This is a genomic window from Streptomyces sp. SAI-127 (assembly GCF_029894425.1).
Taxonomy (GTDB): Bacteria; Actinomycetota; Actinomycetes; order Streptomycetales; family Streptomycetaceae; genus Streptomyces.
The window spans coordinates 1,821,190-1,845,894 of sequence record NZ_JARXYJ010000001.1; the positions used below are offsets into that span (position 1 = coordinate 1,821,190).

The following is a 24,705-nucleotide window of genomic DNA, read 5'->3' on the forward strand; positions in this document are numbered from 1 at the left end:
AGGCCGGCCGCTCACCCCAGCAGCCATCCCCCGTCCACGCTCAACTCCACCGCGTTGACCGAGCCGTTGCGCAGCAGGAAGTCCACGGCGTCCACCACGTCCGCCACGGTCGCGAGCCGTCCGGTGGGTGTCCTGGCCCGCAGTCCCGCCAGGATCTGCTCCGGTTTGGCCCGCCAGTGGGGGCTGTCGCCCACGACTCCGGGGTGGATCGCGTTGACCCGGACGGGCGCGAGTTCGACGGCGAGGGTGTGCATCAGCCCGGTCACCCCGGCGTTGACGGTCGCCACCGTCGTCGCACCCGGGTAGGGCCGCTCCTTGGCCTGTCCGCCGAACAGCACGAGGGCGCTGTCGTCGTGCAGCCGGGACCGCAGCGCGTGCACGACGGCGGTGTAGCCGACGAGCTTGAGCGTGACGAGGTGGATGGCGGCGTCGATGTCGTAATCGGTCACCCGGTTCTCGTCCCGGGAGATGCCCGCGATCACCAGGTGGTCGACGGTCCCCACATCGCCCAGCGCGGCGGCGATCCCCTTCGGCAGCGCGAGGTCCAGGGCGAGCCCCCGGGCCCCGATCTCCTTGGCCGCGGTGTCGGTGCGGTGGGCATCGCGCCCGGTGATCACCACCTCGTCGCCGCGCTCCGCCCGCACCCGGGCGAACTCCCTGCCGATCCCCGAGGTTCCGCCGATCACCACCACGCCGCTCATCGGGAAGCCTCCTTCAGATAGTTCCAGTCCCGCGTGAAGCGGTACGAGTGCCGCGCCGGCGGCTGCGGGGCCTGGGTCTCCAGCCAACGCAGCGGCCCGTCACCGGCGTTGGAGAATCCGTGCACGCAACCGGCGCCCGCCCAGGCGCAGTCGCCCGGACCGAGCCGGTATCGCGCGCCGTCGAAGACCGCGTCCGCCTCGCCCTCGAGGAACAGATACGTCTCCTCGAAGGGATGGTCGTGCGTGCCCACGACGCCGTCGGGCGCGTACTGCACCATGAACATCGTCGAGGCCACCGCGCCGAGATCGCTGTCGACCATCATCTTCACCGTGATCCCGCTGTAGACGAGGAGCGCGGTCCGCATGCTCGCCGTCACCGCGAGCAGGTCCTGGGACTGCTTGCCGGGGTCCATCTGGGCGGGCTCGAAGTGGCCGAAGGACCGGGTGCGCGGATCACGGACGTCGATGCGGGCGGGCGGGCGCGCAGGCCACGCCGGGACCGCCTGGGTGTCGTACCCGTACCGGGCCCGCGGCACCGGCGCGAGCATGTCGGCCCAGCGGACGGCGGTGTCCCCGGCGCCGCGCCACGCGTGCGGCAGCCCGGTCGGGAGGAGACCGTAGTCACCCTCCTCCAGCAGATACGACCCCTCGGGCACATCGAGGACCACGGCCCCGTCGAGGACGTGGAAGCTCTCCTCGTACGAGTGCACATGGGCCGCGACCGCGCCATCGGGCCGCAGCTCGCACACCCCGAAACCGGTGTGCGAGCTGCCGTCGCCCTCGCCGACCAACTCCCGCCGCCGGTAGCCGTGTTCGTCGTACGACGGCTCCTGCACGTCGGCGGCCCGGCGCACCAGGTGTCGGGTCACGCCCGGGCCTCCTTCGCGGCCAGCAGCCGGTCACGGGACTCCTCGACCAGGCGCCGGGCCCGCGCCACGTCGGCGGTGAGCCTGCCGTCGCGCTTGCGGATGACGCCGTCGACGATCACGGTCTCCACGTTGGACACGTCGGCGCTCAGCGCGACCGCCGCGGCGGCGTCGTGAACCGGGGCCACGTTCAGGGCGGTCGCGTCGATCGCGACGACGTCGGCGCGCTTGCCCGGGGTGAGGGAGCCGGCGCGGTCCTCCAGGCCGGCGACATGCGCGCCGTTGCGGGTGGCGATCTCCAGCATCTGACGCGCGGTCAGCATCGTGTCGGGGACCGGGACATCGGCCTGCCAGCTCGCCGCGTTGACGCGGGCCCGCTCGGCGCCGAAGGCCGCGCGGATCTGGGTGAACATGTCGCCGGGCACGGTGGTGACGACGTCGATGCTGAGCGAGGGGCGCAGTCCGTGCTCGATCGCCTTCATCACCGGCGGCCAGCCGTGCCCCATCTGCGTCTCCACCTGCGGCGCGATGGAGACCGTACCGCCGCTGTCGGCGACCAGCCGCCACTCCTCCTCGCTGAAGTAGCAGCAGTGGACGTAGGTGGTGTCGGGGCCGAGCAGTCCGAGGTCGTGGAGCTGCTTGACCATCCCGAAGCGGCCGGCGAGCCGTCCCATGGCCACGTGCACGGTGATCGGGATGTCCAGCTCGCGGGCCAGGGCCCACTCCGAGGTGACGACGTCGTTGACGCAGAAGCCGGGGCCGCGGGTGGCGAGGGCCAGGGTGAGCAGGCCGTCGTCCGAGGCGAAGTACTCGGTGCGGACCCGGCGTACGTCGTCGCCCGGGATCGCGATCTTGCTCTCGAACCAGTAGTCGGCGAGGGAGGTGTTGGCGCTGCCGTAGGCGTACTGTGCCCGGATGCCGGTCTCCGTGAGGGCCCGGATCGCCGCGTCCGGGTGCTCGGGCGTGTTGTTGATGTGGGACCAGTCGACGAGCGTGGTGATGCCGGCGTTCAGGCACTCCAGGGCGCCGGCGAGGTTGGCCGCGTACACGTCCTCGGGTGTGTAGAGGGGTGCGAAGGTGTCGAGGATGTCGACGAAGTAGTCGTCGAGGGTGGCGTCGGGCGCCACGTTCCGGATCGAGGCCTCCCACGTGTGGCGGTGGGTGTCGACGAAGCCGGGGATCACGATGCGGCCGGTCATGTCGAGGACTTCGGCGTCCGCGCCGATCTCGCGGTCCACGGCCGCGATCCTCCCGTCCTCGATGAGGACGTCACCCTTGGGCAGGTCCCCGACCGCGGGGTCCATCGAGAGCACGTGTCCGGCACGAAGGAGTATCCGATGGGTCATCGCGCTTCCTCCTAGAGGGTGTTCAGTACGCGGCCAGGCTCCTGACGGCCGCCACGACCTTGTCGACGGTGGGGATGACCTGTTCCTCCAGCACGTCCGCGAACGGCAGCGGCACACACTCCGCCGCCACCCGCCGCACCGGCGCGTCCAGCAGAGAGAAGCCCTCGTCGGCGACGACGGAGACGAGCGTGGCGCCCCAGCCGCCCTGGTACGGGTTCTCCTCGACGGTGACCAGCCGGGAGGTCCGGCCGAGCGAGGCGAGGACGGTGGCCATGTCGAGCGGTACGAGTGAGCGCAGGTCGACGACCTCGACGCCGATGTCCTCCTGGACGAGCCTTTCCGCGGCCTTCAGCGCGACCGGCACCATCGAGGCGAGCGCCACCAGCGTCACGTCGGCGCCCTCGCGCACGACGGCAGCGCGCCCCAGTTCGACCACGTGGCCGGGCGGGGCGGGCGCGCCCTTGGTGGCCAGCAGTCCCTTGTGCTCGAAGAAGACCACGGGGTCGTCGCTGCGTACGGCCGCCGCCATCATGCCGATGACGTCGGCGGGGGTGGAAGGTGCCGCGATCTTCAGCCCGGGGACGGTCAGGGCCCAGTTCTCGGTGGCCTGCGAGTGCTGCGCGCCGAAACCGAGCCCGCCGCCGTTGGCGGTGCGAACGACGAGGGGCACGGTGACCTGGCCGCCCGTCATGTAACGCACCTTGGGTATCTCGTTGGCGAGGTAGTCCCAACAGCAGGCCAAAAAGTCGGAGAACATGATCTCCGCAACGGGCCGCATCCCGGTCATCGCGGCACCCATCGCCGCGCCCACGATGGCCTGTTCGGAGATCGGCGTGTCCCACACCCGCTCCCGCCCGAACTCCTTGAACAGCCCGGCGGTCGTCTTGAACACCCCGCCGGCCTCGCCGATGTCCTCCCCCAGGCAGACGACGGACGGATCGCGTCGCATCTCCCGCGCGATGCCCTCGGCGACCGCCTCCCGGTACGTGATCACGTCCGCCATGCCGCACCTCCGTCCGCCCACACGTCGGTGAACGCCTCCCGCGGATCCGGCGGCGGCGCGCTCTTCGCGGCCTCGATCGCCTGCCGTACGACTGCCTGTGCGCGCTCGTCGGCCGCGGTGACCGTCTCCTCGGGCACCCCGGCCTCGATCAGCCGCCCGCGTGCGATGTCCAGCGGGTCGTGCTTGAGCCAGCGTTCGACCTCCTCGGCCGGGCGGTAGGTCGCCGGGTCGGTCCGGCTGTGTCCGAAGTGACGGTAGGTCTCGGCCTCCAGCACGGCGGGCCCGTCCCCGGCCCGGGCCCGCCGCGCCAGCCGTGCCACCGCCTCCTGGACGGAGACGACGTCGTTGCCGTCGACGACCTCACCGGGGATGCCGTACGCCGGTGCCCGGTCGGCGGCCGGCCGGGGCACCGCCGTGACGTCGGCGATCGGCGTGTACTCCATGTACAGGTTGTTCTCGCAGACGAACAGCACGGGCAGTTTCCATACGGCGGCCAGGTTCAACGCCTCGTGGAAGGAGCCGATGTTGGTGGCGCCGTCCCCGAAGAAGGCGACCGCGAGCTGTCCGGTGCCGCGCAGCCGGGCGGACCAGGCGGCGCCGACCGCCATCGGGAGGTGGGCGCCGACGATGGCGTAGGAGCCGAGCATGTTGGCGTCGGCCTTGGTGAGGTGCATGGACCCGCCCTTGGCCTTGCACAACCCCGTCGCCCTGCTCATGAGTTCGGCCAGGCACTCCTCGGGGGTGGCGCCCCGGGCCATCGCGTGGTGGTGGCCGCGGTAGGTGGCGAAGACGTAGTCGTCGTCACGCAGAGCGGCGCTCGCGCCGACCGCGATCGCCTCGTGACCGGCGGCGAGGTGGGTGGTGCCCTTGACGAGGCCCTGGAGGAACAGGTCGTGGGCGGCCTTCTCCGTACGGCGGATGAGGGCCATCTGCTCGTACCGGACGAGGAGTTCAGCGGTGTCCATCGGTGGTCCCCGTGTTCAGGTGGGACTGCGCCTCCCGGGCGGTGTTGAGCTCGCCGCCCACCGTCCAGTACTTGCGGCCGGCCACCAGCAGCTCCTCGGCCGGGAACTTCGTGATGACCTCGCAGCCGTCGGCGGTGACGACCAGCTCCTCCTCGATCCGGGCGGCGGACCAGCCGTCGGCGGCCGGCCAGTAGGTCTCCAGGGCGAACACCATGCCCTCCTCGAGGACTTCGGGGTGGTCGAGGGAGACCAGGCGGCTGAAGATGGGCTTCTCCCAGATCGACAGGCCCACCCCGTGGCCGTACTGGAGAGCGAAGGCGGCGGTCTCGTCGGCGAAGCCGAACTCCTCGGCACGCGGCCAGACCTGGACGATGTCGGCGGTGGTGGCGCCCGGCCGGACCAGGGAGATCGCCTCGTCCATGTACGCACGGCAGCGGACGTAGGCGTCGCGCTGGGCGCGGGAGGCGCTGCCCACGGCGAAGGTGCGGTAGTAGCAGGTGCGGTAGCCGAGGTGGCTGTGCAGGATGTCGAAGAACGCGGGGTCGCCCGGGCGGATCAGCCGGTCGCTGTAGACGTGCGGGTGGGGTGAACAGCGCTCCCCGGAGATGGCGTTGACCCCTTCGACGTACTCGCTGCCGAGGTCGTAGAGGACTTTGCTGACCAGTCCGACGCACTGGTTCTCGCGGACTCCGGGACGGAGGTAGCCGTAGAGCTCCTCGTAGGCCGCGTCGACCATCGCGCAGGCCTGGGCGAGCAGGGAGATCTCGTCGCCGGTCTTGATGCGGCGGGCCTCCAGGAAGACCTGCTGTCCGTCGACGACGTCGATGCCCTCGGCGCGCAGGGCGGCGAGGACCGGCATCTCGGCCACGTCGATGCCGAGCGGTTCGCCGGCGAGGCCGTGGGCGCGGAGTTCGGCGGCGATCTTCGCGGCGACGTCCTCGGCGATGCCGGCGTCCGGGTGGAAGGCACCCCGCAGGGTGGAGATGCCCGCGCGGGCTCCGGTGGGCGGTCCGCCCTTGCCGTCGCTGTAGTCGAGCCACGGGTTGTAGAGCTGGTGGTGGCGGGCCGCGGAGCCGAAGTCCCAGACGATCGGTTCGCCGCCGCGGACCAGCAGGGCGAAGCGGATCAGCTTGTCCATCGCCCAGGTGCCGATGTGCGTGGCGGTCATGTAGCGGATGTTCGCGAAGTCGAAACTGAGCACGGCACCCAGTTCGGAGCGGTTCAGCGTGTCGTGGAGCCGGGCCAGACGCTGTCTGCGCAGCCGGGCCAGGTCGACGCGCTCTTCCCAGTCGACGGCATTGGGGCCGTAAGTGCGGATCGCCATCGCGACCACCCCCACCGTCGAGTCAACGACCGTCCGCGAGGAGTGTCAAGCGTCACTGAACGGTTTGGCTCGACACGAACCAGACCCCCACGGCCGGTACGTCGCCGTCGTTGCGGTAGCGGTGGGGGGTCGTGGACTCGAAGCTGACGGCGTCGCCGGGGTGCAGGACCTGCTCGTCGAAGCCGAGGGTGAGGACGAGTTCGCCGGAGGTCAGATAGCCGTATTCCGTGCCCGCGTGGCGCATCAGGCCGCCCGAACCGGAGGAGGAGCCGCCGGGCCGGTAGGTGACGAGCAGGAAGTCGACGTCCGTGCCGGGGACGTGCCCGAGCCGCTCCCACACGACGCCGGAGTCCAGTTCCAGCACGTCCCGCTCACCCGGTGTGACCAGGGGGCCGATGCGTCGGCCGGGGTCGGCCGAGAAGGCCGCCAGAGCGTGCATGACGGTGGCCGAACTGGCCACCGCGGCGGTCTCCCGCACCTCGAAGAGGGATTCGACGGAGATGCCGAGAGCGGTGGTGATGGCGTACAGGGTGCTGACCGAGGGCTGGCTCTTGCCGGTCTCTATCTGCGAGACCAGGCTCGCGGAGACGCCGACCTCGCGGGCCAGGGCACGCAGCCCCAGACCGCGCTCCAGACGCGCCTGCCGGATGCGCGCGCCCACCGGCGGCACGGGGGCAGGGGACACGGGCGGCTCCTCTCCTGTGCAGCCCCATTGAACAACCCGTCCCCTCACCCGGGAAAGACCGCCCACATCACTCGCCGCCACGTCAGCCCGGAAAGACCGCCCGCACCTCCCACCCGTACTCCGCCCGCGGCCCCGCGTGCAGTTCGCCGCCGAGTGCGGTCACTCGTTCCTTCAGGCCGACGAGCCCGAAGCCGCCCCCGTGCGCCGCCGCAGGCAACTGGCTGCCGCCGCGCCCGTCGTCGGACACGGACACCTGCAGGCGGGCCCGTTCGTAGCGCAGCCCGACAGCGACCTGGGTGGCGTCGCCCGCGTGCCGCCGTACGTTGGTCAGGGCCTCCTGCACCACCCGGAAGGCGGCAGCCTGCACCTCGTGCGGAAGGTCGTCGGGCACCGCGGTCTCGCGATGCAGGGTGACCTTCTGGACGGGGCTCGCGAAGCCCTCGATGAGACCGGCGACACCCGCGAGGTCGCCCACCGGGCGGCGGTCGGCCGCGTCGCCGGTGTCGCGCAGGACGCCGACCGTCCGGCGCATCGACGCCAGCGCCTCGGTCGCGGCACGCTCGATACCGGCGAGGACGGGGTCGAGTTCCTCGGTGCCGTTGTCCGCCATCATGCGGGCCACCTGGGTCTGCACCAGGATGCCGGTGACATGGTGGGCGACGAAGTCGTGCAGGTCGGCGGCGATGGCCAGGCGTTCGGCCCGCCGCGTCTCGCTGACGGCGACGGTCCGCCGGTAGTCCTGCGAACGCAGATACGCGGCGAACGCGATGGTGAGGCCGACCAGGAGAAGCCCGATCAGCATGAACCCCAGCATGGTGTCCTGCTCGCCCAGAAAGGGCCGTACCGGAAGCGCCAGCACGGCGGCCCCGTCGAGCGCGGCGCAGGCCACGACCCAGTTGCGCGGGCAGTGCCGTACGGCGACGAACAGCAGGCACAGCAGGATCGCCGGCTCGCCCGGGCCGAACTGGACGCCGGAGCGCGCCACCGAGTCCACCGTGCAGACCAGGGAGGCGACGGCAGGCACGGCGGTACGCAGCTGCGGGGTGAGCCGGCGGGGGCGCCGGGCGGCCGGCCACAGGACGGCAGCGCCGCCGAGCAGCAGGGTCGCGGCCATCGGCCAGGAGGGGCCGTGGCCCTCGGTCGAGTAGGCCACGTCGACGAACACGGCCGCGAACAGCGCGCCGATACCGGCGCCGCCCGCGCAGCCCCGGCCAGATACGGACTTCATGCCGCTCACCGTATGCGCGGCCGCCGCACGTGGGATCGGCCGAACGGTCGAGGCGCGGCCGCGCCAGGCCCGGAGACCTGGCCGTTCGGCCGAGGCGGGCGCCCGTGCCCGTGGGTGAGAGTGGAGCCGCTTCCCCGGAGCGGGTCGAGCGGGTCGGCCGCCCGCCGTCGGGACCCGGCCCGGCGTACACCCTGTGAGCCCTCCCACCGACGCGGTGACCGGTGCGCAGCGCCGGTCCCAGCCCTGCCAGAGCAGAGGCCGCCCCTCCGACCGGCACCGGACCCGGCCGTCACCCTCCGGCCGGGCCCGGTGTCACGGCCACGCCCCCCTCGACCACGTCCCGCCCTCGACCACACCCGCCGAAGCATCCACCCCGCAGCCCGCCCCGCCCCCGCCCCCATCCACAGCCGCTCCACCCCCTCCCCCCCTGAGGCATGATCGACCCATGACGAGCCCCACCCCGCCGGCAGCGCGCATCCGCGTGCTGATCGCCGACGACCAGGACATGGTCCGTACCGGCTTCCGTTTCTTCCTGGACGCGCAGCCGGACATCACCGTGGTCGCCGAGGCCGCCGACGGGGAGACGGCGGTGCGGCTGGCCAGGGAGGTACGGCCCGACGTGTGTCTGCTGGACATCCGGATGCCGAAGCTGGACGGGCTGGAGGCGACGCGGCTGCTGGCGGGGCCCGACGTCGCCGATCCGATGCGGGTGGTCGTGGTCACCACCTTCGATCTCGACGAGTACGTCTACGGCGCGCTGCGCGGCGGTGCCTGCGGGTTCCTGCTGAAGGACTCCGGGCCCACGCTCCTCGCCGAGGCGGTCCGTGCCGCCGCGGCCGGCGACTCGCTGGTGTCCCCCTCGGTCACCGTCCGCCTGCTCCGGCACGTCACGGCGGACCCGGCGCCGAAGCCGGTCACCGCGTCCCGCCCGGCGCCGGCCACCGAGCCCCTGACCGACCGTGAGCTCGACGTGGTCCGCCTGGTCGCCCTCGGCCGTACGAACGCCGAGATCGCCGCAGAGCTGTACGTCTCCCTCTCCACGGTCAAGACCCATCTCTCCAGCGTCCAGCTCAAACTGGCCGCACGGAACCGCGTGGAGATCGCGGCCTGGGCCTGGCAGAACGGGCACGCGCGGCGGGAGGGCTGAGCCGGCCCTCGGGCGGGGCGTTCGAGTCGCCCGTTTCCGGGACAAGCTGATCATCGGACGGCACAATGGCGGCAACGGCCGCAGGCACGAGAAGGAGCACAGTCGTGAGCGACAGCCACACCCCGTCGGGTGCGTCGGCGAGGCTGAACACAGGTGTGGCGCACAACGCGCGCGTGTGGAACTACTGGATCGGCGGCAAGGACAACTACGAGGTCGACCAGCAGGTCGGCGACCATGTCGCCGGGATGTTCCCGATCATCCAGGAGATCGCCCGCGCGGACCGCTGGTTCCTGGGCCGCTCGGTGCGCTTCCTCACCGAGGAGCAGGGCATCCGGCAGTTCCTCGACATCGGCACCGGGCTGCCGACGGTGGACAACACCCACGAGATCGCTCAGCGCATCGCCCCCGACGCGCGGATCGTCTACGTCGACAACGACCCGATCGTGCTGGTCCACGCCCGCACCCTGCTGACCAGCACCCCCGAGGGCGTCACGGACTACATCGACGCCGACGTCCACGACCCGGCCGCGATCCTTGAACGCGCCGCGCAGACCCTGGACCTGAGCAAGCCGGTCGCGGTGATGATGCTCGGCATCCTCAACTTCGTCCTCGACACCGAGGAGGCCCGGCGGATCGCGCGGGAGGTCATGGCCGCGATGCCCGCCGGCAGCCATCTGGCCCTGACGCACCCCACGTTCGACGCCGACCTCGGCGGCGAGGGCCAGATCCCGGCCATGAAGTTCTGGAACGAGAACGCCACTCCGCCGATCACGGCCCGCAGCGGCGAGGACATCGCCATGTTCTTCGAGGGGCTCGACCTCCTCGAGCCGGGCCTGGTCTCCTGCTCGCAGTGGCGTGCCGAGTCCGACTCCCCGGTCGTGGTACCGCAGTTCGGCGCGGTGGCCGTGAAACCGTGACGCGGGATCCGATCCGGCCGAGCCCGTCGTGGAGGACGTATGACCACCCTTGCCGACCCCGTTCCCGGCGGCCGTCCCGGTGACGTGGACCGGGCCGCCGCGCTGAGCGACGAGCTGGCCGAGAAGGGCGTGCGCGGCGTGGTCCTGGCCTACGTCGACACCGCGGGCATCTGCCGGGTGAAGACGATCCCGACGGCGAAGCTGCCCTCCGCCGCGGCCTGGGGTGTGGGCATGTCGCCGGTGTTCGACACCTTCCTGGCGAACGACTCCATCGTCACGACCGACACCCTGGGCTCCCCCGACGGCGATCTGCGTCTCTACCCCGACCTCGACGGGCTCGTGGCGCTGGCCGGGCAGCCCGGCTGGGCCTGGGCGCCGGTCGACCGGATCGCGCAGGAGGGCGAGCGGCATCCGGGCTGCTCCCGCACGGTCCTCAGGCGGATCGTCACCGAGGCCGCCGAGCGGCACGGGATCGCCTTCAAGGCGGGCGTCGAGATCGAGTGGGCGGTGGGCCGGGGCCCGGCGGCGGACGGTGACTTCGTGCCCGCCGTGTCGGGACCGGCGTACGGCGCCACCCGCCAGGTCGAGCTCGGCGACTACGCGGCCGACCTGCTGGCGGCCTGCGACGAGCAGGGCATCGAGGTCGAGCAGCTCCATCCCGAGTACGCGGCCGGGCAGTTCGAGATCTCGACAAGTGCCCTGGACCCGGTGGCGGCGGCCGACGTCAGCGTGCTCGTACGGCAGACGATCCGGGCGGTGTCCCAGCGGCACGGGCTGGTCGTCTCCTTCGCCCCTGCGGTCTTCGCGGAGGGCGTCGGCAACGGCGGCCATCTCCACCTCTCCGCCTGGCGCGAGGGCGTGAACCTGCACTCGGGCGGCAAGGGCCGCTACGGCATGACGCGCGAGGCCGAGTCGTTCGTCGCGGGTGTCCTCGCCCATCTGCACGCGCTCACGGCCCTGACAGCGCCGAGCCCGGCCAGCTATCTGCGTCTCCAACCCTCCCAGTGGGCCGGGGTGTTCACCGCCTGGGGCCGCGAGGCCCGGGAGGCGGCCGTCCGGATCATCACCGGCACGGCGGGCCGGACCGACCGGGCCGCGAACCTGGAGCTGAAGCCGGTCGACCTGGCCGCGAACCCGTATCTCGCGTTCACCGGTCTGATCGCCGCCGGGCTCGACGGGCTGACCTCGGCCATGCCGCTGGCCAGGGAGATCACCGGCGATCCGGCCCTGCTCCCCGCCGACCGGGCCGCCGCCATGGGCGTACGCCGACTGCCGACCTCGCTCTCCCAGGCGGTCAGGGCGTTCCGCGCCGACGAACAGCTGCGGGCCGCGCTGGGTCCGGTCCTCGCCGACGCCGTGGTCGCCGTGCGCTTCGGGGAGAGCGATTCCGTGGCCGAGCTGGACGACGAGCAGATCGCGGCCGCGTACCGCTGGAAGTACTGAGCATGAGCGGACGCGTCCACGAGACCCTCGCCGCCGCCCGGCTGGTGGACCACCACTGTCACGGGGTCGTCGTCGACGGCCTCGACCGGACGGGCTTCGAGTCGCTGATCACCGAGGGCGCGGCCTGGCCGGGGATCTCCCCCTTCGACAGCCCCGTCGGCGTGGCGGTCCGCCGGCACTGCGCACCCCTGCTGGACCTCCCGCGCCACGCGCCGCCCGACACCTACCTGGCCCGCCGCGCGGAACTCGGCCCGCAGGAGGTCAACCGCCGCTTCCTGGCCGCCGCGGGCACGGACGTGTTCTGCGTGGACACCGGGTACGCGCCGGAACGTCTCACCACACCGGCGGAGCTGGCAGCGGCCGCGGGCGGGACGGCGTACGAGATCGTGCGGCTGGAGGGTGTCGCGGAGGCGGTGGCGGCGCGGGGCGTGGAGCCGGACGCGTACGCGGACGAGTTCCGCGCGGCCGCTCTGGAGGCCGTGGGGCGGCCGGGTGTGGTGGCCGTGAAGTCGGTCGCCGCCTACCGCACCGGCTTCGACCTGGACCCCGCGCGCCCCTCGGACGCGGAGGTCGCGCGTGCCGCCGCCGACTGGCTCGCTCACGGTGGACGACTGGCCGATCCGGTTCTCGTACGGCATCTGCTGTGGACCGCCGTGGATCTGGGGCTGCCCCTTCAGCTGCACACCGGGTTCGGCGACAGCGACATCCGTATGCACCGGGTGGACCCGACCCACCTCACGGACTGGCTGCACCTGACCGCGGGCACGATCCCGGTCCTGCTGCTGCACTGCTGGCCGTATCAGCGGCAGGCCGCCTATCTGGCCGCGGTGTTCGAGCAGGTGTACCTGGACGTGGGCCTCACCCTGCACTACGTCGGCCCCGCACGGTCCCGGGCGATCCTGGCGGAGGCGCTGGAGATCACGCCGTTCCGCAAGCTGCTGTACAGCTCCGACGCGTACGGGGTGGCCGAATTCCATCTGCTCGGCGCGCTGTCGTTCCGGCAGGGACTGGCCGGGCTGCTCCAGGAGCGGGTGGACACCGACGAGCTGAGCCTGCCGGACGCGTTGCGCGTCGCGGCCTGGGCGAGCGGGGACAACGCCCGCCGCCTCTACGGACTTCCCGCCCCGTCCCCCGTCCCACCAGGCGAGCGCGACTGAGCGCCCGCCCTCCCCGGAAAGTATGATCTAGCAATGTCTGACTTGACCGATACCACGCCCGGCTGGCTGAGCGCCGACGATCTCGAGCAGGCGCGCGCCCGGATGCCCATCCTGTACGTCGAGGCCGTGCCCGTGCGCGTCGACGACAACGGCGAAGTCACCAGCGTCGGCCTGCTGCTGCGCATCGGACCCGACGGAACGGTCAGCCGGACTCTGGTCTCCGGCCGCGTTCTGCACCACGAGCGGGTCCGGGACGCCCTGTTGCGCCACCTGGAGAAGGACCTGGGACCCGTGGCCCTGCCCCGGATCCCGTCCTCGCTTCAGCCGTTCACCGTGGCCGAGTACTTCCCCACTCAGGGGGTCACGCCGTTCCACGACCCGCGCCAGCACGCGGTGTCCCTCGCCTACGTCGTCCCGGTGACCGGCGACTGCCGGCCCCGGCAGGACGCCCTGGACCTGGTGTGGTTCAGCCCGCAGGAGGCCCTGTCACCGGCGGTGGAGAGCGAGATGCCCGGCGGGCACGGGGTGCTGCTCAAGCAGGCGCTGGCCCATGTGGGCTGCGCGATCTGAGGTCACCCGTCAGTCGGTCTCCTTGCGCTGCGTCGTACCGGGCTCGCCGCTGTCCCGCGTCCACTCGACGACGAGTTCGTCCTTGCTGCCGAAGCGGACCAGGTGGCTGCCGACGACTCCCTCCAGGAGATCGAGGTGCTCGGACTCCGTCTCCAGCGTCAGCAGCAGCGCATCCTCGGTGGCGGTGAGGGAGCCCTTGCCTCCGTTCTGGAAGAGCAGGCTGCCCTCACCGCTCTCCTCGTCCCACGTGGTCCGGCTGCGACGCCCGAGGTGCGAGGCGAGCTGCTTGCCGTAGCGGTGCGGGCGGTCGGTGGCGACGCGGGCTTCGGAGCGGGGCATGGGTACTCCCAGGAGTGCGGTGGCGCGGTACGAACTCGATGCTGCCGCAACACCGGTCGTCCCACGTCCATTCCGCACCCCTCGCACACCGCAAGGTATGGGTGCGGCTCAGGTGCGGGTCTTGCTCGTCATGGAGAACTCGTCGGCCTCCGCCAGGTCGAAGTCGCCATGGTCGCTGCCCAGGCCCTGCGCCACCAGCGCCGCCGCGGCACTGCCCAGAATCGCCGCCTCGCGTGGCGTACGGTCCAGGCCCACCCCGCGCAGGAAGCCCGCCGAGAAGGCGTCGCCGCAGCCGGTGGTGTCGACGACCTCGACCTCGAAGGCGGGGATGGTCTCCGTGCCCTCGGCGGTGACCAGGAGGGCGCCGTCGCCGCCACGGGTGACCGCGACCAGGCCCACACCCCCGGCCAGGAACTTCTTCGCACCGGTCACAAGGTCGTCTTCCTCACTGAAGCCGAGGACCTGGTCCTCGTTGGGGAGCAGGAAGTCGACGTACGGGAGCAGCGGTTCGATCTGGTCGAAGGTGCCGAGCTCACCCGGCGCGAGGAGGTCCACCGAGGTGGTGACGCCGTGATCCTTGGCGTGCGCCAGGATGCGGGCGGCGACCTCGGCGCCGATCAGTTCGGGGCCGCCGAGGTGGAGGTGGCTCGCCTCGGCGACCGCGTCCCAGGGCACGTCGTCGAGGCCGTAGGTGATGTTGGCGCCGAGCAGGTGGAGGGTGGGGCGGTCACCGTTGGGCCGGATGGGCAGGACGGTCGCGGAGGTGGAGGTGTCGATACGGCGGACGAGCAACTCGGTGTCGATCCCCGCCTTGTCGAGGAGCTGCGTGAGCAGGTCGCCCGTCGGGTCGGTGCCGATCGCCCCGGCGGTGCGCACCGAGGCGCCCAGCTTGGCGAGGGTCAGGGCGGTGCCCGCGGCCGTGCCGGCGGCGGTCATGCGGATGTCCTCGACCAGGGTCGCGCCCTGGCCCTCGGGTATCTCCTCGACCGGACGTACCAGCACGTCCAGCACGTGCACACCCATGGTGACGACGTTCTGTGCCTTCATCGGTTCCCCTCCTGTGCGGATTGCGTGGTGCCGTAGTTGCGGGCGAGGGCGGCCTCGAGCACCGCGATCTGCTGCTGTTCGTCGAGGATGCGGGGCTGCCCCAGGGCGGCCGCGCGCTGGTAGACACCGCAGGCCCACTCCAGGAGCAGGGCGTGCTCGACCGCCTTCTCGAGGGTCGGGGCGTGGGTCACCGCACCGTGGTTGGCCATCAGGGCCGCACCGCGCCCCTCCAGCGCGGTGAGGACCGACTCGGCGAGATCCGGGGTGCCGAAGGTGGCGTACGGCGCGACCCGGACGGTGCCGCCGAGGGCCAGCAACTGGTAGTGGATGCAAGGCAGTTCGTCGAGGACGAGGGAGAGCGCGGTGGCCATCGGGGCGTGGGTGTGCACGACGGCGGCGGTGCCGTACCGGCGGTAGACGCCCAGGTGGAGGTCGAGTTCCGAGGTGGGCAGCAGGCTTCCGGCCACGATCTCTCCGTCGAGGTCCACCACGGTCACCTGGTCCGGGGTGAGCTCGGCCAAGACGGCTCCCGTCGCGGTGATCGCCACGTGGTCCTCGACGCGTACGCTGACATTGCCCGCCGTACCGATGAGCAGTCCCTCGGCTCCCAGACGGCGGCAGGCGTCCGCGACGGCGGCCCGCTCCTCGCTCAGCACCGGGCTTGAGTCGGTCATGCGCGCGACGCTAACCTAAACCTGAAACAAAGTCACGTTCACGTTCGGAGGTTGTCGCGTGAGGTGGTCACGTGAGTGAGCGGAGGTCGTCCCGTGGCTGAGTCCACCCCGGACGCCGACCCGGCCGCATGGGTCGCCTCCCTGCGCCGCACTCCCCAACAGGCCCGCAGCCGGGCCCGGTTGGCCAGGGTTCTCGAAGCCGCGGAGCGCATCCTGGTCGAGGAGGGCGTCGAGTCGCTCACCACGACCCGGATCGCGTCCGAGGCGCGGGTGTCGGTCGGCTCGCTGTACCAGTACCTGCCCGACCGCGGGGCGATCATCGACGCGCTCGCGGCCGGCTACTTCGCCAAGCTGGAAGCGGCGATGGACGCGCTCGTCGAGGCCGCGGCCACCGAGCAATGGGAGGACCCGGTCGGCGTCCTCATCGACGCGTACGCGGAGATCTACCGCACCGAACACGGCTTCCGCGCCCTGTGGTTCGGCAGCGGACTGACCGAGCGGACCCGGGCCGCGGACCGCGAGCACAAGCGCCGGATGGCCGACGGGATCCGCCGCATCCTGCTCGCACTGCGGCTCGCCGAGGACGACGAGACCCTCGCCCGCGTCTGCCACGCCGCGATCCTCGCCGCCGACGCCCTCGCCCAGGAGGCCTTCCGCCGGGAAACGAAGGGGGACGAGGCGCTGCTCGAGGAGACCAAGATCCTGCTGCGCGGTTATCTCACGGACATCGCGGCGCGGTACAACGGGTCCTGACGTCTTCTGCGCAACGGGGGTCCGATGCAGCTCACCTTCACCGGCCGGGTGATCGAATGGCGCGGCCCGTCGCCCTACTACTTCGTCCCGGTACCCGACCAGGAGTCCGCCGACATCGGTGAGGTGGCCCGGATGGCCACCTACGGCTGGGGCGTGATCCCGGTCGAGGCCCGGATCGGCGAGGTCACCTTCACGACGTCGCTGTTCCCGAAGGACGGCGGCTATCTGCTGCCGCTCAAGAACGCGGTGCGCAGGCCGGAGGGGCTCGACGCGGGGGACGACGTGAGGGTGGAGATGACGGTCCGCTTCTAGGCCTACGGGTCTCCGGCACCACGACCAGCGACACGTATCGTGCAGCCGTGACCGAGACCGAGCCCCTGCGGCTGCCCGACATGCCGTTGCACGATCCGTTCGTCGTCGCCGACGCCGAGACGCGGACGTACCACCTCTACACCTCCAACGAGCCGTCCGTGTCGGGGGTGGAGGGCGTCGGGACGATGGTCTACCGCAGTCGGGATCTGCGGGACTGGGCGCGGCCCGTCGTCGTGTTCCGGACGGACGAGCAGGAGGGGATCTGGGCCCGGGACGGCGGGTGGGCGCCGGAGGTGCACGCGTGGGGTGGCAGGTACTACCTGTTCACCACGCTGCACGACGAGGGCCGGGCGCTGCCGGTGCCACCGGCCGAGCGGTGGGGCACGCCCTTCCAGCTGCCGAACCACGCGCGCGGCACGATCACGGCGGTGTCCGACTCGCTGCTCGGGCCCTTCACCGTCGTCGACCCGTCCGGACCCACTCCGCCCGCGCGTCTCATGACCCTCGACGGCACGCTCCACGTCGATCCGGCCGGGCAGCCCTGGATGGTGTACGCGCACGAGTGGCTGCAGACCGTCGACGGGACGATGGAAGCCGTCCGCCTGGCTCCCGATCTGACCGCGACGGTCGGCGAGCCCGTCTTTCTGTTCAAGGGCTCGGACGCGTTCTGGCTCGGTGAACAGATCCCCGCGGGCGTACCGCACCAGCTCGCGCCCTACGTCACCGACGGCCCGCAGCTCCACCGCACCCCTGACGGTGCCCTCCTCATGCTGTGGTCGACGTACGAGAAGAACACGGCCGGTGCGGACGGCACCGTCAGCGGCGGTTACGTGCAGACCTACGCCGTCTCCAAGTCCGGTGAGCTGACCGGCCCTTGGGAGCAGCGCCGGCCGCTGGTCCGGGACGACAGCGGGCACGGGATGCTGTTTTGGACCTTCGACGGCCGGCTGATGATGATCCTTCACCGTCCCTTCGAGAACGCCCGCGGCAAGCTGTACGAGATGCAGGTCGAGGGCGACGAGCTGCGGGTGCTGCGGCAGTGCACCGACCTGGACGGCGACGACATCACCGCCTGAGGCGCGCGTTCTGTGCGGCGGTGATCACCCGGTCCCGTTCGGTGGTGCTCAGCAGCCCTTCGGAGGCCCAGGTGCCGGCAAGGGCGCGTACCGCTTGCACGAACACTCCCGAGGACGCGAAGGGCGCCTGTGCCCAGAGCACGTCGAGGAAGGTCAGGCCGTCACCGCGGGCCCGGTTCGGGACGCCCGAGTCGCTCCGGCCGAAGAGGATGAGCGGTTCGGCGCGCTTGAAGTAGGCGTGGTAGCGGGTGTCGTCCGCGAGGTGGAAGGGGGCGAGGGTGAGGCCGTGCGTGGTGAAGTGCAGCGGGCGGCCCTCGGGGCGGATCGCGTCGGCCAGGTCGCCGCGGAGTGTGAGGTCCTTGTAGAAGGAGAACTCCCGGAAGGCCGTGGCCGGGCTCTGGGCGACCAGCAGGACCGGGCCGTGGAAGAGCGACTGGACCGTCGGATCGTCCAAGGCCCGCTCGATGCGCAGGCGGTAGGGGGTGGAGAGGCCGACCCGGTCGCCGGTCCGCCAGTCCCTGTTCAGGCTGAGGTAGCTGCCCGGCGCCGCCGCGACCCGCTGCCGTACGCCGTTGACCGTGACGGTGACGCCTGCCGTGGCCCAGGAGGGGATGCGGAGTCTCAGGTCCAGTCTGCCGCCGCCCTCGCGGAAGGTCAGGGTACGCACGCCCTCGTACGGATAGGCGCTGCTCTGCTCGACGACGAGCCCGCGTTCCGGCCAGCGCAGGGTCGAGGCGACGTGGAGGTTGACGTACAGGGCGGTGCCGTCGGCGGAGCGGAAGTAGATCGAGTCCTGGTACTTGGTGTGGTTCTCCATGCCGGTGCCACCGCAGCAGGTTCCGGTGTTGTCGTACTCGCGCACCACTCCCGGGCCCATCCCGACGAAGTAGGTGACCTCCGGGCTGCTCGTGCTGGGGACGTCCCGGCGGGAGGCGAGGATGTGGTTGGTCAGGCCGCGTTCGTAGTAGTCCGTGTACTGGGGATCCGGGTCGCGGAAGAAGAGCTGTCGGCTCAGCTTGAGCATGTTGTACGTCGCGCAGGTCTCGGCGTTGTTGTCGCCCAGGGTGGCCGCGACGGCGCCCCTGGCACGGAACATCTCGCCCTGTCCCGTGCCGCCCAGGCTGTAGGTGCGGGGGCCTGCGACCATGCCCCAGAAGTTACGGGCCGCGGCGGCGTACCGCGGCTCCCCGGTGTGGTCGGACAGCCGGATGTAGCCGGTGAACTGGGGGATGTGCTGGTTGGCGTGGCGCCCGTCGAGGATGTCCCGGTTCTCGGCACAGGCGTCCAGCAGTGCGGTGTTGTCGAAGCAGCGGGCGGCGGCGAGGTGTTCGGGACGCCCGGTGAGGGCGTACAGGTCGGCCAGCACCTCGTTCATTCCGCCGTACTCACCGGCGATGTAGATCGACCACATGCGCTCCAGCTGGGCCTTGGGCAACCGGCTCAGGCGGCTGTGCACCCAGTCACCCATCCCCGAGGCGATCCGCAGCGCCTGCTGGTTGCCGCCCAGGGTGTGCGCGTCGAGCAGGCCTCGCATGATCTTGTGACAGGTGTAGTACGGCGCCCAGATCGTGGGGTACGTCGTGTAGCTCTCCAGCAGGATGAACTGCGTCTCCGGGTACGCCGCCAGATAGCCCGGATGGCTCGGTTTCGGTGAGCCGTGCTCCGCGAAGGCCTGCCGGCACTCGTCCAGCGCGGTGACCAGGTGGTCGAGCTTGGCCTTGAGGGCGGTCTCCCGGGTATCGGCGTACGCCTGGGCGACGAGGGTCAGGAAGTGGCCGCCGTAGTGGCCGCGCAGATTGCCGTCGGCGGTCTCCCAGCCGCCGGGCGGCCGGGCACCGCGGGTGTCGAGGCCCGCGTTGGCGCGGAAGACGGCCAGGATGCGGTCGGCGGGGTAGGAGCGGGCGTAGTCGAGCATGAGGTCGCGCTTGCGGCGGAACACGCCCTCGCCGAGGGTCACTTGGTCGAGGGGGAACGGCTGCACGGCCCAGTCCGGCGCCGCGGCGGCGTAGGACGGGGTGGCGATCTGCGCGAGGGGCACGGAGGCCGCTGTTGCAGCGGCCAGGCCCAACACATGTCTACGGGTGGGGGGTTGAGGCATGCCCAGTTCTCCGATCGTCGGTCTCGTCTGTGCTCGTCCTCGTCAGCGCCGGGTCGTCGGCAGCCACACACGCATCGTCGACGGGCCGCGGTTCGCCCAGGAGTGGTACGGCACCAGCACGATCCCCTGACGCTCGGCGGCGGGCACCTCTGCCTGGTCCGGTGGCCGGTACGGCCACTCCTCGTCGTGCGGCTCGGCGAGTTCACCCGGCGCCACGACCGTGCCGTCCGGTCCGTCCACCGGCTCGGCGGCGGTGTCCACCCGCACGGCGTCGACCTCCCGTCCGTCCGGCAGGTCCACCGACTCGGCGCAGTACACCAGGGGGCCGCGCTGGACGGCGACCGTGCCGCGTACCGCGTCGATGCGGGGGTCCGGCCCGGTCCAGCGCGGGGCGACGGGCAGTTCGAGCCGGATCTCGTCGCCGGGGCGGAAGACGCGGGTGACCGTCGCCGCGCCCGGGGCGACGGCGCGGCGGGTTCCGTCCGCGTCGACCAGCCGGGCCGTGGCACCCTCCGTCCACGCCGGGACGCGCAGGGACAGGGTCCATGGGTGGTCCGGGGACCGGGCGATCCGTACGGTCACGGTCCCGTCGGACGGGTAGTCGGTGCGGACGCGCAGGGCGATGCCGTCGACGGAGATCTCGGCGTCCGCGTACTGGTGGAGCTGGATGCCGTGGTCGTCGACGGAAGCCAGATACGCGGGCAGCAGGGCCAGGGTGCGGGCCACGTTGGTCGGGCAGCAGGACACCGCGAACCAGGGGGCGCGCAGGCTCGATTCGGCGCGTGGGCTCACGGCGTCCGCGACCGGGACGGTGCCGCGTCGGCGGCGGTGCAGGGTGTTGGCGTAGAAGAAGGAGCGGCCGTCCTCGGAGGGCGAGGTCGCGACGACGTTGAACAGGGTCCGTTCGGCGAGGTCGGCGAAGCGTGGTTCGCCGGTGGCGAGGAGGAGGCGCCAGCTGAGCATCACGGAGGCGACGGCGGCGCAGGTCTCCGAGTAGGCGCGGTCGGGCGGGAGGACGAAGTCGTCGCCGAAGGACTCGTCGCGGTGGTGGGAGCCCATGCCGCCGGTCAGGTAGGTGCGTCGGGCGACGGTGTTCTCCCACTGCCGTACGACGGCCGCGAGGAGGTCCTCGTCCCCCGTCTCCACGGCGACGTCCACGGCACCGGCCGCAAGGTACAGGGCGCGGACGGCGTGACCGCGCAGGACGGTGGCCTGCCGGACGGGCATGTCGTCCTGGTAGTAGGCGCGGCCGAACTCGCCGTCGGCGAGCCTGCCTCGGCCCCGGCGGTCGATGAAGAGCGCCGCCTGGTCGAGGTAGCGCTGTTCGCCGGTCGCCCGGGCCAGTTCGACCAGGGCCGTCTCGATCTCGGGGTGGCCGCAAACGCCGTCGATGCCGCCGGGGCCGAAGGCGGCGCACACGTGATCGGCGGCACGCTGGGCGATCTTGGCCAGCTCGCCCTCGCCGCGGGTGCGGATCTGCGCCACGCCCGCCTGGATCAAGTGGCCGTAGCAGTACAGCTCGTGGCCCCATTCGAGGTCGCTGTAGCGGGGCTGCCGGCCGGGGCGGCCGAAGGCGGTGTTGAGGTAGCCGTCGGGTTCCTGGGCGGAGGCGATCGTCTCGGTGATCGTGTCGGAGCCGGTGCCTGCCCAGGCCATCGCTTCGAGCAGCTTGTAGACGTCGGAGTCGGCGAACTCCCGTCCGCGCCGCTCCTCCACGGGCGCGCTGAAGTTGCCGGTCCAGCCGACGCGTTCCATCCAGTCGCGGCAGTGGTCGAGGGTGGCGGTGGCGTTGACCTCCCTGCGCCGGGCCCAGAAGCCGCCGGTGATCCGGACCTCGTCGAGGCCGAGCGGCCGTAGCCGGCCGCGACTCGGTGCGACCGGTACGACAAGGTCCGTGTTCGCCTTCGACGTCGACATCAACGCGTCATCCCTTCAGGGCGCCCGACATGAACCCGCGCACGTAGTGCCGTTGCAGAAGCAGGAAAACGAGGAGACAGGGCACGGCGAGGACCACCACGCCCGCCTCGGTGGCGCCGTAGTCGACGGCACCCATGCTCTGTTGGCGCAGATTCGCGACGGCCAGCGGCAGGGGCGCCTTCTCGCTGTCGGAGATGAGGATCAGCGGGGCGATGAAGTCGTTCCAGGCCGCGAGGAAGGCGAAGAGGCCCACCGTGATCAGTCCCGGCCGCACCGCCGGGAGCAGCACCCGGCGCAGGGCGCCCGCGGTGCCGCAGCCGTCGACGAGGGCCGACTCCTCCAGTTCGCGGGGGACCGCCTCGAAGGAGATCCTCATCATGAAGGTGGCGAACGGGAGTTGGAACATGGCCAGCACCAGGCTCAGCCCGATCAGGGAGTTCTGGAGGTGCAGACGGCCGAGGAGGACGTAGAGGGGGATCAGGAGGGTGGCGTACGGGACCATGAGGATGGCCAGGGTCAGCAGGAACAGCAGGTTCTTGCCGGGGAAGCTGAACCGCGCGAAGGCGTAGCCGCCGAGGAGCGACACGCCGACGGTGAGCGCGACTGTGAGGGCCGAGACGACGGTCGAGTTGAGGAGGTAGCGCCACAGTCCGGCGTCGTAGTCGAGGAGTGTGCGGTAGTTGCCGAAGCCGTAGCCGGACTCCTGGGCGGTGCCGGGCTGGGCGCTGACGGAGGCCCAGGTGTTCCAGAGCAGCGGGAAGAGGAAGATGACGGCAAGGCCGGAGGCGACGACGTAGTACGGCGTCTGTCCGAGAGCCCGGGTGCGCACGGCGCGGTCTCCCTTCATGATTCGTCGGCGTGCCGCAGACCGCGGAACTGCACGGCGTTGAGGAGGAGCAGCGCGGCCAGCACGATGATCGAAAGGGCCGCCGCGGTACCGAGGTCGAGCCGCTGGAACGCCTCCCGGTAGATCAACTGCACCACCGTCACCGTGCTGTTGTCCGGGCCGCCCTTGGTCAGGACGAAGAACTGGTCGAAGGCGAGCAGCGATCCGGTCACGCACAGCAGCAGGGACAGGGCGAGGGAGGGCCGCAGCAGCGGCAGGGTGATGGAGCGGAAGATCTGGCCGCGGCTCGCGCCGTCCATGCGCGCCGCCTCGTACAGCTCGTGCGGGATGCGCTGGAGGCCGACGAGCAGGATCAGCATGTAGAAGCCGGCGAACTTCCAGACGACGAGGAACACCGTCGACAGCAGGGCGGAGGTCGGTGTGCCGAGAAAGGACACCGGGCCGTCGACCAGGCCGAGGTCCTCCAGGGGGCGGCTCAGGGGGCCGGTGGTGGGGCTGTACATGCCCCAGAACAGCAGGGAGGCGGAGGCCAGCCCGAGGGCGCCCGGCAGGAAGTAGACCGTGCGGAAGAAGCCGGTGCCGGGGCGGGACTCCTGCACCAGCAGCGCGAGGAGGAGCGCGAGACCGAGGAGGACGACGGTGACGATCCCCGTGTAGAGGAGCGTGAAGCGCACCGCGGGCCAGAACAGGGTGCTGTCGGCGACGTCCGTGTAGTTCTCGGGGGTGTTGCCACCCTGGTCGCCGGCGAGCAACGGCCAGTCGTGGAGCGACATCTGGCCGACTAGGAGGAGGGGCAGGACGAAGAGGACGGCGACGAACACGGCTGTCGGGGTGGCGTATCCGAGGCCTTGGAGGGTGCGGGAATGCCACAGGCGGCGCTGACGGTGTTCCGTCCGGACCAGGGGTTCGACCGCCTCCCGGTCCGGTGCCTTCACCTGCATGTCCCTCCTCAGCCGTAGGCCCTGCGGCATGGTCAGTCGGTCAGTGAGGCGGTGACGGCCTCGTTGTCCTTCTCGACCTTCGCCGCGTCACCGAAGACGGCGTCGCGCATCAGCGTCAGCCAGGGCCCGTTGGGGTCGTTGAAGGTCTGGCCGAACTTCAGGGCGTAAGGGGTACGGCCGTCCCCCACCAGCTGGTTGATGGTGACCAGGCGCGGGTCGGCCTTGGAGTACTTGTTGGACGCGAGGTCGGTGCGGGCCACCACGTCCTTGTGCGCGGCGACCACGTCGACCTGTGCCTCGTCGCCCAGGGACCAGGCGAGGAAGTTCCAGGCCTGGTCGGTCTTGTCGCTGGTGGCGGAGATGCCGATGGCGTCCCCGCCGACGAAGGTGGACCTGCCGCCGTCGGGTCCGGGGATCGGGGCGACACCGAGGTCGAGGTCCTTGGGCATCAGGCCCAGGGTCGTCGACGGCATGGGCATCACGCCGACCTTGCCCTTCGGGAAGACACCGGTCCAGGTCACCCCGGTCTCGTCGCGGGCGCCGGGGGCCACGATGTCGTCCTGGACCCAGCCGCGGTAGGTGTCGTAGACCTTCTCGGCGGTGTCGGAGGCCAGGAGGGCCTCGGTGCCGTCCTTGTTCAGTACGTCCTCGCCGGCGGCCCAGATCGACGGCCACCAGGTGAAGACGCCGCAGCCGCCGCAGTTGCCGCCGAAGAAGGTGCCGCTGACGCCGCCGCCCAGCTTGTCCACGGCCCGGGCCTGTCGGTCCCATTCGGCCAGAGTGGTGGGCGGCTTGTCCGGGTCGAGCTTCGCCCGGCGGTAGAGGTCCTTGTTGTAGAAGAGCACCGAGAGGTCGAGGGTGTGCGGGACGACGTACTTCTTTCCGTCGTACGTGCCCGCCTTGATGTGCGACTGGGCGAGGTCGTCCGCGAAGGGCAGGGCGTCGATGCGGTCGGTGAGGTCGGCGAAGAGCCGGCTGGAGGTGTAGTTCGGGACGAACACCACGTCGGAGGCGAAGAGGTCGGGGAGGTCCTTGGAGCCGGCGGCCGCGCCGACCTTGGCCTGGTAGTCGTCGGTGGGGACGACGGTCAGTTCGATCTTGTTCTTGTGGTGGGCGTTGTACGCCTTGACCAGGGCCTCGCTCTGCGGGCGGGTCGCCGCGCGGGTCCACATCGTCAGCGTGGCGCCGTCGTCGACGCCCTTCGCGTCCGCTGTACCCCCTCCCCCGCCGCCCGGGTCGTCGTCCCCCGATCCGCAGGCCGTGGCCAGGCCGACGGTGGCGGCCAGGGCGACTGCGGCGGTGACGAGTCGGCGGACGGGTCCACGCGATCCGAACGGGCTCCCCATGAC

Annotated in this window: 24 protein-coding genes; 8 read left to right on the forward strand and 16 right to left on the reverse strand. The window is 71.4% G+C overall.

All coding sequences use genetic code 11. The features are described 5' to 3' along the window. Positions 1–11: 11 nt before the first annotated feature. From M2157_RS08635 to M2157_RS08670, 8 genes are all read right to left on the reverse strand, one after another. A complete protein-coding gene (locus M2157_RS08635) occupies positions 12–701 on the reverse strand; it encodes an SDR family oxidoreductase (protein WP_280864920.1) in 690 nt (229 codons plus the stop codon). Beyond that, on the reverse strand, positions 698–1,570 hold the full coding sequence (locus M2157_RS08640) for a cupin domain-containing protein (protein ID WP_280864921.1): 873 nt from the start codon (positions 1,568–1,570) through the stop codon (positions 698–700). The genes M2157_RS08635 and M2157_RS08640 overlap by 4 nt, the downstream gene beginning before the upstream one ends. Further along, complete coding sequence (locus tag M2157_RS08645) at positions 1,567–2,913, reverse strand: amidohydrolase family protein (protein ID WP_280864922.1); 1,347 nt, start codon at positions 2,911–2,913, stop codon at positions 1,567–1,569. The genes M2157_RS08640 and M2157_RS08645 overlap by 4 nt, the downstream gene beginning before the upstream one ends. Positions 2,914–2,935: 22 nt before the next feature. Then, positions 2,936–3,916, reverse strand: a complete 981-nt coding sequence (locus M2157_RS08650) for an alpha-ketoacid dehydrogenase subunit beta (protein WP_280861241.1) — start codon at positions 3,914–3,916, stop codon at positions 2,936–2,938. Beyond that, on the reverse strand, positions 3,904–4,881 hold the full coding sequence (locus tag M2157_RS08655) for a thiamine pyrophosphate-dependent dehydrogenase E1 component subunit alpha (RefSeq protein ID WP_280864923.1): 978 nt from the start codon (positions 4,879–4,881) through the stop codon (positions 3,904–3,906). The genes M2157_RS08650 and M2157_RS08655 overlap by 13 nt, the downstream gene beginning before the upstream one ends. Then, the gene (locus tag M2157_RS08660; protein ID WP_280864924.1) at positions 4,868–6,205 is read right to left on the reverse strand and encodes a M24 family metallopeptidase; all 1,338 of its coding nucleotides are present in this window, start codon (positions 6,203–6,205) and stop codon (positions 4,868–4,870) included. Before M2157_RS08660 ends, M2157_RS08655 begins: the two co-directional genes overlap by 14 nt. Before the next feature lie 52 nt (positions 6,206–6,257). After that, complete coding sequence (locus M2157_RS08665) at positions 6,258–6,890, reverse strand: cupin domain-containing protein (protein ID WP_280861244.1); 633 nt, start codon at positions 6,888–6,890, stop codon at positions 6,258–6,260. Positions 6,891–6,972: 82 nt separating this feature from the next. Continuing rightward, entirely contained in the window at positions 6,973–8,118 is a 1,146-nt protein-coding gene (locus tag M2157_RS08670) for a histidine kinase (protein ID WP_280864925.1), read from the reverse strand. Positions 8,119–8,563: 445 nt separating this feature from the next. On the opposite strand from M2157_RS08670, the gene M2157_RS08675 reads away from it, so the two are divergent. The 5 genes from M2157_RS08675 (at position 8,564) to M2157_RS08695 (ending at position 13,352) form a co-directional block, all read left to right on the forward strand. Further along, positions 8,564–9,265: a response regulator transcription factor gene (locus tag M2157_RS08675; RefSeq protein WP_280861246.1), complete on the forward strand. Its 702-nt coding sequence runs from the start codon at positions 8,564–8,566 to the stop codon at positions 9,263–9,265. 104 nt (positions 9,266–9,369) lie between these two features. Next, positions 9,370–10,182 (forward strand): SAM-dependent methyltransferase, encoded by an 813-nt coding sequence (locus M2157_RS08680; protein ID WP_280861247.1) that lies wholly within the window; start codon positions 9,370–9,372, stop codon positions 10,180–10,182. A gap of 39 nt (positions 10,183–10,221) precedes the next feature. Next, positions 10,222–11,625, forward strand: a complete 1,404-nt coding sequence (locus tag M2157_RS08685; RefSeq protein ID WP_280861248.1) for a glutamine synthetase family protein — start codon at positions 10,222–10,224, stop codon at positions 11,623–11,625. Positions 11,626–11,627: 2 nt separating this feature from the next. Next, the gene (locus M2157_RS08690) at positions 11,628–12,782 is read left to right on the forward strand and encodes an amidohydrolase family protein (RefSeq protein ID WP_280864926.1); all 1,155 of its coding nucleotides are present in this window, start codon (positions 11,628–11,630) and stop codon (positions 12,780–12,782) included. Positions 12,783–12,824: 42 nt separating this feature from the next. Further along, a complete protein-coding gene (locus M2157_RS08695; protein WP_280863728.1) occupies positions 12,825–13,352 on the forward strand; it encodes an NUDIX hydrolase family protein in 528 nt (175 codons plus the stop codon). 9 nt (positions 13,353–13,361) lie between these two features. On the opposite strand, the gene M2157_RS08700 is transcribed toward M2157_RS08695, so the two are convergent. The 3 genes from M2157_RS08700 to M2157_RS08710 all read right to left on the reverse strand — a co-directional run bounded on the left by M2157_RS08700 (position 13,362) and on the right by M2157_RS08710 (position 15,412). Then, positions 13,362–13,691 carry a DUF2218 domain-containing protein gene (locus M2157_RS08700; protein ID WP_280861250.1) on the reverse strand — a complete coding sequence of 110 codons (330 nt, stop codon included), beginning with the start codon at positions 13,689–13,691 and terminating at the stop codon, positions 13,362–13,364. A gap of 108 nt (positions 13,692–13,799) precedes the next feature. After that, positions 13,800–14,738: a carbohydrate kinase family protein gene (locus M2157_RS08705; protein ID WP_280861251.1), complete on the reverse strand. Its 939-nt coding sequence runs from the start codon at positions 14,736–14,738 to the stop codon at positions 13,800–13,802. Then, entirely contained in the window at positions 14,735–15,412 is a 678-nt protein-coding gene (locus M2157_RS08710) for a class II aldolase/adducin family protein (protein ID WP_280864927.1), read from the reverse strand. The genes M2157_RS08705 and M2157_RS08710 overlap by 4 nt, the downstream gene beginning before the upstream one ends. A 93-nt stretch (positions 15,413–15,505) precedes the next feature. Between M2157_RS08710 and M2157_RS08715 the strand changes: the two genes are divergently transcribed. The 3 genes from M2157_RS08715 to M2157_RS08725 all read left to right on the forward strand — a co-directional run bounded on the left by M2157_RS08715 (position 15,506) and on the right by M2157_RS08725 (position 17,553). Beyond that, entirely contained in the window at positions 15,506–16,165 is a 660-nt protein-coding gene (locus M2157_RS08715) for a TetR/AcrR family transcriptional regulator (RefSeq protein WP_280861253.1), read from the forward strand. Between the two features lie 24 nt (positions 16,166–16,189). Further along, on the forward strand, positions 16,190–16,477 hold the full coding sequence (locus M2157_RS08720) for a DUF1905 domain-containing protein (RefSeq protein WP_280861254.1): 288 nt from the start codon (positions 16,190–16,192) through the stop codon (positions 16,475–16,477). A gap of 80 nt (positions 16,478–16,557) precedes the next feature. Then, entirely contained in the window at positions 16,558–17,553 is a 996-nt protein-coding gene (locus tag M2157_RS08725) for a glycoside hydrolase family 43 protein (protein WP_280863729.1), read from the forward strand. On the opposite strand, the gene M2157_RS08730 is transcribed toward M2157_RS08725, so the two are convergent. From M2157_RS08730 to M2157_RS08750, 5 genes are read right to left on the reverse strand one after another with little or no spacing between them, the layout of a single operon-like run. Further along, positions 17,543–19,651, reverse strand: coding sequence for a beta-L-arabinofuranosidase domain-containing protein (locus tag M2157_RS08730; protein WP_280864928.1), 2,109 nt, complete (start codon positions 19,649–19,651; stop codon positions 17,543–17,545). The two genes, M2157_RS08725 and M2157_RS08730, sit on opposite strands and share 11 nt — an antisense overlap. A 42-nt stretch (positions 19,652–19,693) precedes the next feature. Further along, entirely contained in the window at positions 19,694–21,568 is a 1,875-nt protein-coding gene (locus tag M2157_RS08735; protein WP_280864929.1) for a beta-L-arabinofuranosidase domain-containing protein, read from the reverse strand. A gap of 7 nt (positions 21,569–21,575) precedes the next feature. Next, positions 21,576–22,397: a carbohydrate ABC transporter permease gene (locus M2157_RS08740; protein WP_266510581.1), complete on the reverse strand. Its 822-nt coding sequence runs from the start codon at positions 22,395–22,397 to the stop codon at positions 21,576–21,578. Between the two features lie 14 nt (positions 22,398–22,411). Further along, positions 22,412–23,356 carry a sugar ABC transporter permease gene (locus M2157_RS08745; protein ID WP_280861257.1) on the reverse strand — a complete coding sequence of 315 codons (945 nt, stop codon included), beginning with the start codon at positions 23,354–23,356 and terminating at the stop codon, positions 22,412–22,414. 32 nt (positions 23,357–23,388) lie between these two features. Beyond that, positions 23,389–24,702, reverse strand: a complete 1,314-nt coding sequence (locus M2157_RS08750; RefSeq protein WP_280861258.1) for a sugar ABC transporter substrate-binding protein — start codon at positions 24,700–24,702, stop codon at positions 23,389–23,391. Positions 24,703–24,705 lie beyond the last annotated feature (3 nt).